General features: G+C 70.1%; 10 protein-coding genes. 9 read left to right on the top strand and 1 reads right to left on the bottom strand.

Features of this window, described 5'->3' with window-relative positions:
* Nucleotides 1-229 (bottom strand): hypothetical protein (locus ACE3SG_RS25080; protein WP_374568972.1); only part of this gene is annotated, 229 nt, incomplete at its 3' end.
* Nucleotides 230-825: 596 nt separating this feature from the next.
* Between ACE3SG_RS25080 and ACE3SG_RS25075 the strand changes: the two genes are divergently transcribed.
* From ACE3SG_RS25075 to ACE3SG_RS25035, 9 genes are all read left to right on the top strand, one after another.
* Entirely contained in the window at nt 826-1,548 is a 723-nt protein-coding gene (locus ACE3SG_RS25075; RefSeq protein ID WP_374568971.1) for an energy transducer TonB, read from the top strand.
* Nucleotides 1,545-2,288: a MotA/TolQ/ExbB proton channel family protein gene (locus ACE3SG_RS25070; protein WP_374568970.1), complete on the top strand. Its 744-nt coding sequence runs from the start codon at nt 1,545-1,547 to the stop codon at nt 2,286-2,288. The genes ACE3SG_RS25075 and ACE3SG_RS25070 overlap by 4 nt, the downstream gene beginning before the upstream one ends.
* Before the next feature lies 1 nt (nt 2,289).
* Nucleotides 2,290-2,709 carry an ExbD/TolR family protein gene (locus ACE3SG_RS25065; RefSeq protein ID WP_374568969.1) on the top strand — a complete coding sequence of 140 codons (420 nt, stop codon included), beginning with the start codon at nt 2,290-2,292 and terminating at the stop codon, nt 2,707-2,709.
* A 112-nt stretch (nt 2,710-2,821) separates the two neighbouring features.
* The gene (locus ACE3SG_RS25060; protein ID WP_374568968.1) at nt 2,822-5,044 is read left to right on the top strand and encodes a TonB-dependent receptor; all 2,223 of its coding nucleotides are present in this window, start codon (nt 2,822-2,824) and stop codon (nt 5,042-5,044) included.
* Between the two features lie 28 nt (nt 5,045-5,072).
* Nucleotides 5,073-5,753, top strand: coding sequence for a Fe2+-dependent dioxygenase (locus ACE3SG_RS25055; protein WP_374568967.1), 681 nt, complete (start codon nt 5,073-5,075; stop codon nt 5,751-5,753).
* Nucleotides 5,738-6,424 (top strand): PepSY-associated TM helix domain-containing protein, encoded by a 687-nt coding sequence (locus ACE3SG_RS25050; protein ID WP_374568966.1) that lies wholly within the window; start codon nt 5,738-5,740, stop codon nt 6,422-6,424. The genes ACE3SG_RS25055 and ACE3SG_RS25050 overlap by 16 nt, the downstream gene beginning before the upstream one ends.
* A gap of 9 nt (nt 6,425-6,433) precedes the next feature.
* Nucleotides 6,434-6,955, top strand: coding sequence for a DUF2271 domain-containing protein (locus ACE3SG_RS25045; protein ID WP_374568965.1), 522 nt, complete (start codon nt 6,434-6,436; stop codon nt 6,953-6,955).
* Between the two features lie 17 nt (nt 6,956-6,972).
* The gene (locus tag ACE3SG_RS25040; protein ID WP_374568964.1) at nt 6,973-7,794 is read left to right on the top strand and encodes a DUF4198 domain-containing protein; all 822 of its coding nucleotides are present in this window, start codon (nt 6,973-6,975) and stop codon (nt 7,792-7,794) included.
* Complete coding sequence (locus ACE3SG_RS25035; protein ID WP_374568963.1) at nt 7,791-8,816, top strand: FAD:protein FMN transferase; 1,026 nt, start codon at nt 7,791-7,793, stop codon at nt 8,814-8,816. The genes ACE3SG_RS25040 and ACE3SG_RS25035 overlap by 4 nt, the downstream gene beginning before the upstream one ends.

The raw sequence follows: 8,816 nt of genomic DNA, 5'->3' as shown, positions 1-8,816 counted from the left end.
CCGGGCGCACCAGCCGGTAGGTGCCCACCGTGTCGCCCGGCTGCGGCTCGCCGGCCTCGCTGGCCCAGGCAGGCGAGGGCGCGGGGTCACCGACGGGGGGCCACAAGGTGTCGGGCGATGTCGGGGCCGGCAGCGGCAGCGCGGCGAGCCAGGCGCTGGCCGGGCCCTGCTCGCGGTCGAGCGTCTCGTCGACCAGTCGACTCCATGCATCTTTGTGTTCTACGGCCATCCCTCGAATGCCCTGGTGTCCTGTCCCGCAAATAACTGCCATTGAGATTCGACCAGATGGCGATGATCGGGTGTCCAGCCATCAGGGCAGATACCCAGCGTATCTGCCCTGATGGCCGGGCGCGCGAGCGCGCCATCTGGTCGAACCCGAAGGGCGGGCCGAAATGGGGCGCTCGCAGCGTCGCCAAGCCGGGCAGATACCACGAGGTATCTGCCCGGCCCGTCGTCTCGCGATCATCCCCATTGCGGCCCGTCGCAATGGCAGTGATTTGCGGGACAGGACACTGGCTGCGGCTGCCGCATTGGACGGTGGCGCCACGACTTGCGCAAGGTGCCCGGCGGCGTTGCCCCCTTCGTTCTGGGGACGACCGGCAAGCAAGCGAAAGACATTGTGTCTTTGCAAATGCGAATGGTTCGCAATACAATGCGAATCCAGCCAGCCTTTCGGCCTGCCTCGTTCGCCCCATCGTTGTTCGTTTGTTCGTTCGTTCGATGGCGCGCCTGTAGGTGGCGCCGCTGCCAGCCAACAAGTCCGAACCCCCGAGGCCGCTCCGCCAGGCGCGGCCTTCTTGTTGCGCCGTGGCGCCGAGGCCTGCTTTGTCCCTGTCGTCTGCCTTTTCGCCGAACCGCGGCCTGCCCCCTGCCTTGCTGGGCCGGCCGAGCGTGCCGGTGCCTGCCTGGGCGCGGCGTGGCCTGGTGGCGGGGGTGGTGGCGGCCCACGTCGGCGGGGCGTGGGGCCTGATGCAGATCGCTTCGGTGCGCGAGGCGGTGGCCGAGGTGGCGCCGCTGGTCGTCGACTTCATCGCCGCCCCACCGCCCCCATTGCCGCCCAAGTCACCACCGCCGCCTTCGCCGCCGGTGGTGCCGCGCACGTTGCCGCCGCCGCCGGCCCCGGTGATCGCCACCACGCCGGCCGTCGAGCCAGCGCAGGCTGCGATGGTGGTGCCGCCGTCGCCGGCCGACCCGCCGGCCCCTGCCGAGCCCTCGGCGCCCCCTGCGCCGCCCGCGCCGCCGGCTCCTGCGGTGGCGCGCACCATCCCCGCCACCGCGGTGAGTTACCTCGAGCCGCCGGCCCCGGTCTACCCCCTCGCATCGCGCCGCCTGCACGAGCAGGGCGAGGTGCTGCTGAAGGTCGAGATCGGCACCGATGGCCGTGCCAGCCAGGTGTTGGTGTCGCGCTCGTCCGGCTCGCCGCGGCTCGACAACGCCGCGCTCGCCGCCGTGCGCGCCGCCCGCTTCAAACCCTATACCGAGAACGGTGTGCCCCTGGTCGTGTGGACCACCGTGCCGATCCAATTCGAACTGGAGAACAAGCCGTGACTGAGCAGGGCACCTTGGGCATCGCCCACTTCCTGGGCCAAAGCGATGCGGTGGGCAAGACGCTGCTGGCGATCCTGCTGCTGATGTCGATCACCTCGTGGGTGCTGATCGCCACCAAGGGCCTGACCTCGTTCTTTCGCAAGCGCCGCTCGGAAGCTTTTCTGAGCCTGTTCTGGAACGCCACCTCGCTCGACGAAGTGCAGGCCGAGATCACCACCCACGGCGTGCAAGAGCCGTTCGCCCACCTGACCGCGCACTCGATGCACGCCAAGGCGCACCACGCCAAGTACGGCGCGGCCAAGCTGGCCGAAGCCGGCAGCGAGCAGGAGTTTCTGACCCGCACGATCAAGAAGGTGCTCGACGAAGAGACGATGCAGCTCGAAAGCGGCTTGACGCTGCTGGCCACGATCGGCGCCACCGCACCGTTCGTCGGCCTGTTCGGCACCGTCTGGGGCGTGTACCACGCGCTGGTCGCCATCGGCATGAGCGGCGCGGGCACGCTGGACAAGGTCGCCGGCCCGGTCGGCGAGGCGCTGATCATGACCGGCCTCGGCCTGGCGGTGGCGATCCCGGCGGTGATGGCTTACAACTGGCTCGCCCGCAGCAACCGCGTGCTGACCGCCAAGCTGGATGCCTTCGCTTTCGAACTGATGTCGTTCCTGACGCTGGGCCAGACGCTGCGCCAGGGGGCTGAGCCGAACGGCAACGTGCACGCCATGCCAGCGCGCGCCGGAGCTTGAGATGGCCTTCGCCAGTTTCGACTCGCAGCGCGCCGCCGCGCCGATGGGCGAGATCAACATGGTCCCGCTGATCGACGTGATGCTGGTGCTGCTGGTGATCTTCATCGTCACCGCGCCGCTGCTCACGCACGCCGTCAAGCTCGACCTGCCGCAGGTCAGCTCGCAGGTCAACGAAGTGAAGCCGCAGAAGATCGAATTCGCGATCGATGCCAGCGGCCAGCGCTTCTGGAACGGCGAGCCGGTGACGCGCACCGACGCCGCGCAGCGCTTTGCCGCCGCCGGCCGGCTGCAGCCGGTGCCCGAGGTGCATCTGCGCGCCGACCAGGCCGTGGCCTACCGCGCAGTGGCCGAGACGCTGGCCGATGCGTCGAAAGCCGGCCTGCACAAGATCGGCTTCGTCAGCCAGCCCGAAGCGCCCTGACCGTTGGCGCGGCGCAGGTATCCGCGCGGCCAACCCGTTATTTCCACACCATGCCCACGCCAGCCGCTCGCCAGCCAGGGACAACCCAGACCTGACTCCCGAGGGACTCTCCTTGAACTCGAACAAACCCACCGCCACCCCCGCGGCACTGCCGCTGAGCCTGCGCGCCGCCACGCTGGCGCTCGTCTTCGGCACCGCCCACGCGCAAACCACGGCGCCGGCCGCGGATGCCGCCAAGACCGACGCCAGCCTGCCGCCGATCAAGGCCACCGCCACCGCCGAGCGTGACAACAGCCAGGCCACGACCGGCGGCAAGTTCGAGACGCCGCTGCGCGATGTGCCGCAATCGATCACCGTGATCGACCGCAAGATGCTCGACACGCAGGCCGCCGCATCGCTGAAAGACGCGCTGCGCAACGTGCCCGGCATCACGCTCGGTGCCGGCGAAGGTGGCGTGATCGGCGACAACATCAACCTGCGCGGCTTCTCGGCCCGCACCGACGTCTACCTCGACGGCATGCGCGACCGGGGCCAGTACACCCGCGACGTGTTCGCGCTGCAGGCGGTCGAGGTGCTGAAGGGCCCGTCGTCGATGTTGTTCGGCCGCGGCTCCACCGGCGGCGTGATCAACCAGATCAGCAAGAAGCCTGAAGCGCGCGACCGCGGCGAGCTGGGCGCCACCATCGGCACCGACGGCTACTTTCGCGCCACCGGTGACTTCAACAAGGCCCTGTCGGACAGCGCGGCCTTTCGCGTGACCGCCTTCGGCCAGCAGATCGAGTCGACCCGCGACGTGACGAAGAACAAGGACGCCGGCGTGGCGCCCTCGGTGCGCCTGGGCATCAACACGCCGACCGAGTTCTCGGTGGCCGCGCTGATCCAGCGCAACCGCGACATCCCCGACTACGGTTTCCCGTTTGTCACCACAGCCGGTGCCGGCACCGCGCGCCAGCCGATCGACGCGCCGGCGCACAACTTCTACGGCTACACCGACGACCAGTTCAACCAGGACGTCAACCTGCTGAGCCTGACGTTGCAGCACAAGGCCAGCAGCACGACGACCGTGCGCACCCGCCTGCAGCTGAGCGACAACCGCACCCATGCACGCGCCAACCCGCTGGGCGCGGTGGTCCATGTCAACGGCACGGTGCCGACGCTGGACGACGATCTGAACGACCTGAGCGCAGCACGCTCGACGCGTGAGCGCCAGCTGAAAGACACCTCGGTGATCAGCCAGACCGACGTGACCACCAAGTTCAACTCGGGCCGCGTGGTTCATCAGTTGACCGCCGGCGTCGAGTTCGCGCGTGAGCGCAACCGCGACGACCGCTACGCCTGGAAGACGCCGGTCGACGCGGCGACGATCAACCTGGGCGCGCCGGTCTACGCCGGCATCAGCGGCGAGCACGCGCTGTCGCGCACGACGACGACGATCGCCGACACGGCCGCCGTCTACCTCAACGACCAGATCGAGCTGACGCCGCAGTGGAAGCTGGTCGGCGGCCTGCGCAACGAGCGCTTCATGGTTCACTCGGACCTGGTCAAGTACACGCTGCCGGCGGGCTTCCCGGCCGACACCACCGAGGCCGCGGCGCCGAAGTCCGAAAGCATGTGGAGCCCGCGCGCCGGTGTGCTGTTCCAGCCCGATGCGATGCAGACCTACTACGCGTCGTACGGCACCTCGTTCAACCCGTCGGCCGAGACGGTGACGCAAAGTGCCAGCACGGCCACGCTGGGGGCCGAGCGCAACCGCTCGTTCGAGCTCGGTGCCAAGCTGGACCTGCTGGACGGCGAGCTCAGCGTCACCGGTGCGTTGTTCCGCATCGAGAAGACCAACCCGCGCACGCAAGACGCCGCTGGCACCCAGGTGACCGAAGGCCTGATCCGCGTCGACGGGCTCGAGCTCGGGGCCACCGGCCGCCTCAGCCCGCAGTGGGAGGTGTTTGCCGGCTACACCTACCTGAACGGCAAGATCGTCGAGTCGCCGCAGATCGGCAGCAACGCCGATGCCGGCATCGCCGCCGAGGGCAAGACCGCGCCCAACACGCCGCGCCACAACGCCACGCTGTGGACCACCTACCGCCTGACCCCGCAATGGGAGCTGGGCGGTGGTGCGCAGTTCGCCAGCGAGCGCTGGCTGAACAACTTCGAAAGCGCCAAGGTCGACGGCTACACCCGCTGGGACGCAACGCTGGCCTACCTGCAGAAGTCGTGGGAGGTGCGGCTGAACCTGCAGAACCTGAGCGACGCGCTGTACTTCGAAGCCAGCAGCGCCGGCCGGGCGACGCCGGTGCGGGGCCGCACTGCGCTGGTCAGCGCGCTGGTCCGCTTCTGAGCCTTCACACCAAGCGAGGGCCCGGTTCATGATCGTGCAGATTCCCGCCGTGCTGACGCCTGATCAGGTGCAGGCGGCGTGCCACGCGCTCGACCGGGCGCCCTGGGTCGACGGCCTCGCCACGGCCGGCCACCAGGGTGCGCAGGTCAAGCGCAACCGCCAGCTGGCCGAGGGCTCGCCACTGGCGCGCGAGTTGGGCAACGTGGTGCTCGCCGCGCTCGAGCGCCACCCGCTGTTCATCAGCGCGGCGCTGCCCAACGAGGTCTACCCGCCGATGTTCAACCGCTACGAAGGCGGCGAGACCTTCGGCGCGCATGTCGACAACGCGGTGCGCCTGCTGCCCGGCAGCGGGCGCAAGCTGCGCACCGACCTGTCGGCCACGCTGTTTCTCACCGAGCCACGCAGCTACGACGGCGGCGAGCTGCTGATCGAAGACACCTACGGCGCGCATGCGGTCAAGCTGCCGGCCGGTGATTTGGTGCTGTACCCGTCGACCAGCCTGCACCGGGTCGAGCCGGTCACGCGTGGCGTGCGGCTGGCGTCGTTCTTCTGGGTCCAGAGCATGGTGGCCGACGAGGGGGAACGCAACCTGCTGTTCGACCTGGACACCGCGATCCAGCGCCTGAACCAGACCGGCGCCGACGACGCGGCGCGCCTGCAGCTGACTGGCTGTTACCACAACCTGCTGCGGCGATGGATCAAGGTCTGAGCACCCTCGAGCCGGCGGCCAGCGCGCTGGCGGCGGCCGTGCAGCGGGCGCAGCGGCGTGCGCAGTGGCTGAAGGCCATCTTGCCGCTGCACTGGATCAGCTCGGCCTTGACGCTGGCCGGGCTGCTGCTCTTTGCGCTGACCGGCATCACCTTGAACCACGCCGGCAGCATCGAGGCCAGGCCGGTGTTGCGCAGCGGCAGCTTCGAGCTGAGCCCGGCCGAGCGCGGCGCGTTTGCCCGCGGCGCACCGCCGGCCGGCGGCAGCGGGCGGGCGCCGCTGCCACTGTCGCTGCACCAGCCCTTGCAAGAGCGCCTCGGTCTGCAGTGGGCCGCCGACACCGAGGCCGAATGGAGTGCCGACGAGGTCTACCTGTCGCTGCCGCGCCCGGGCGGTGACGCCTGGCTGCGTGTGGACCGGGCCCGCGGCAGCCTCGAATGGGAAGACAGCGACCGCGGCGGGGTCGCCTGGCTGAACGACCTGCACAAGGCGCGCCACACCGGGCTGGTCTGGCGCGCCTTCATCGACATCTTCGCCATCGCCTGCGCCTTCGCGGCGGTCACCGGCTTGCTGCTGCTGGCCCTGCATGCGCGCCGCCGGCCCAGCACCTGGCCGCTGGTGGCCGCCGGCCTGTTGTTGCCGCTGTTGCTGGCCGTCTACGCCGCTCACTGAGGATTGCCCATGATTGTTCGCACCACTGTCTCGTTAGGTGCCGCGCTCGCGCTGGCGCCCCCGTCGGCCCAGGCGGCCGAGCTGGCGCTGCAGCTGGAGCTGCCGCGCCTGGGCGTGGCCGAGTACCACATGCCCTATGTGGCGATGTGGCTGCAGCGCGCCGGGGATCAAGGCTTTGCCGGGCATCTGGCCGTCTGGTACGACCTGAAGAAGAAGGACAACGGCGGCGCCAAGTGGCTGCGCGACCTGCGCCAGTGGTGGCGCCAGGGCGGGCGCGATGCGCAGATGCCGGTCGACGGCATCAGCGGTGCGACACGCGCGCCGGGCGAGCATGTGGTGCAACTGGGTGGTGCCAAGGCGCTGGCGAGTTTGCCGGCGGGCGACTACGAGGTGGTGGTCGAAGCGGCCCGCGAAGGCGGCGGCCGCGAGGTGCAGCGCCTGCCGCTGCACTGGCCGCCCGCCGGTGCGACCCTGGCCAAGGCCCAGGGCGAACACGAGTTGGGCCGACTGAGCCTGCAAGCCAAACCCTGAAACAGGACGGACACGCCATGCAGCCACTCACCTTGCAAGTGCGCACGCTCGTCGCCATGGCGGCGGCATTGGTCTCCTTCAGTGCCGCTGCCCACCACCCCTGGCTGCTGCCCAGCCAGACGCTGGTCGACGGCAAGGAGGGCATCGTCGCGATCGATGCCGCGGCCACCGAAGACCTGTTCGAGTTCGACAACCGCGGCCTGTCGCTGGATGGGCTGGTGATCACCGCGCCAGACGGCGCGCGCGTCGTGCCGACGGCGGTCAACACCACGTCGCGCCACCGCTCCAGCTTCGAGCTGAAGCTCGACCAGCCTGGCACCTACCGCGTGGCGAACCTGAGCCAGGGCGTGATGGTCAGCTACCGGCTGGGGGGCGAGACCAGGCGCTTTCGCGGCACCGCCGAGGCCTGGGAGAAAGAGCGCCCCGAGAAGGCCGAGGACGTGCGCGTGATTCAGTTCGCCAGCCGGGTCGAGACCTTCGTCGCGCGCGAGAAACCGAGCGACAAGCCGTTCACACCCACCGGGCAAGGGCTGGAGCTGATCGCGCTCGATGCGCCGGTGGACCTGAGCGACGGCGACCACACGCGCTTTCGCCTGCTGCTCGATGGCCAGCCGCTGGCCGATGCCGCGCTCAGCCTGCTGCGCGGCGGCAACCGCTACCGCTACAAGATGGGTGAGCTGACGCTGAAGAGCGACGCGAAGGGCGAGGTCACCGTCGCCTGGCCCGAGGCCGGCCGCTACTGGCTGGGTGTGAGCCACAGCACGCCGGCCGAAGCCACGAACCTGCCGCCGTTGCGCCGCCTGAGCTACAGCGCGACGCTGGAAGTGCGGCCGAAGTGAGCGGTGCCACGGCCACCGGCGACGCGCTGGTGCTGCTGCCGCCCTCGGCCCCCCTGGTGGCGGCCCCGCGCGGCGCGGTGTTGCACCGGCTGACGGGGCAGAGCATGGGCAGCGTATGGCGGCTGGTGCTGGCCGCCCCGCCTGCAACGCCGCTGGCGGTGGAGCAGGCACGCATCGAGGCCTGTCTGACCGAGTTGGTGCGCCAGATGAGCCACTGGGCGCCGGACTCGGCGCTGAGCCGCTTCAACCGTCTGCCGGCGGGGCAATGGCAGACGCTGGCGCCCGACTTCGCGCGGGTGATGCGCCTGGCGCTGCACGTGGCCGAGCAAAGCGACGGTGCGTTCGACCCAGCGCTCGGCGCGTCCATCGACTGCTGGGGATTCGGGCCCACCGGCCGCTTCGACAGTGCGGGCTTCTCGGTGCCTGCCGTGGCCGATGCGCAGCCGCCCGGCGTCTGGCGTAGGCTCAGGCTGGAAGGGGACCGCCTGCAACAACCCGGCAACTGCCAGCTCGACCTGTCGGCGATCGCCAAGGGCTACGCGGTGGACGCGGTTGCAGCGGTGATGCGCGCTGCAGGTCATCACCACTTCCTGTTCGAGCTCGGGGGTGAGCTGCGTGGCGAAGGGCTGAAGGCCGACGGCCAGCCCTGGTGGGTGGCGCTGGAGCGCCCGCCCGGCGCGGCCGGCTTGCCACCGCTGCGCGCCGCACTGGTCGGCCAGGCCATCGCCACCTCGGGCGACTACCGCCAGGGCTTTCGCGATGCGCAAGGCCGCTGGTGCTCGCACACGCTCGATCCGCGCAGCCAGGCGCCGGTGCGGCATGCATTGGCCTCGGTCAGCGTGCTGCACGAACGCTGCGCCGACGCTGACGCCTTGGCCACGGCGCTGTTCGTGATGGGGCCGGACGAAGGTCTTGCGTGGGCCAACCGACACGGCGTGGCCGCCTGGTTCGTGGCCCGCGACGACACCCGCGGTTGGCGCGAATGGCCCAGCGAGGCGCTGCAAGCCTGGTTAAGCGATTGA

The organism is Ideonella sp. (assembly GCF_041914305.1).
In the GTDB taxonomy this organism is placed as follows: domain Bacteria; phylum Pseudomonadota; class Gammaproteobacteria; order Burkholderiales; family Burkholderiaceae_C; genus Ideonella.
Note: the sequence above shows the minus strand (reverse complement) of the source record. Positions and strands in the feature narration are given on the sequence as shown.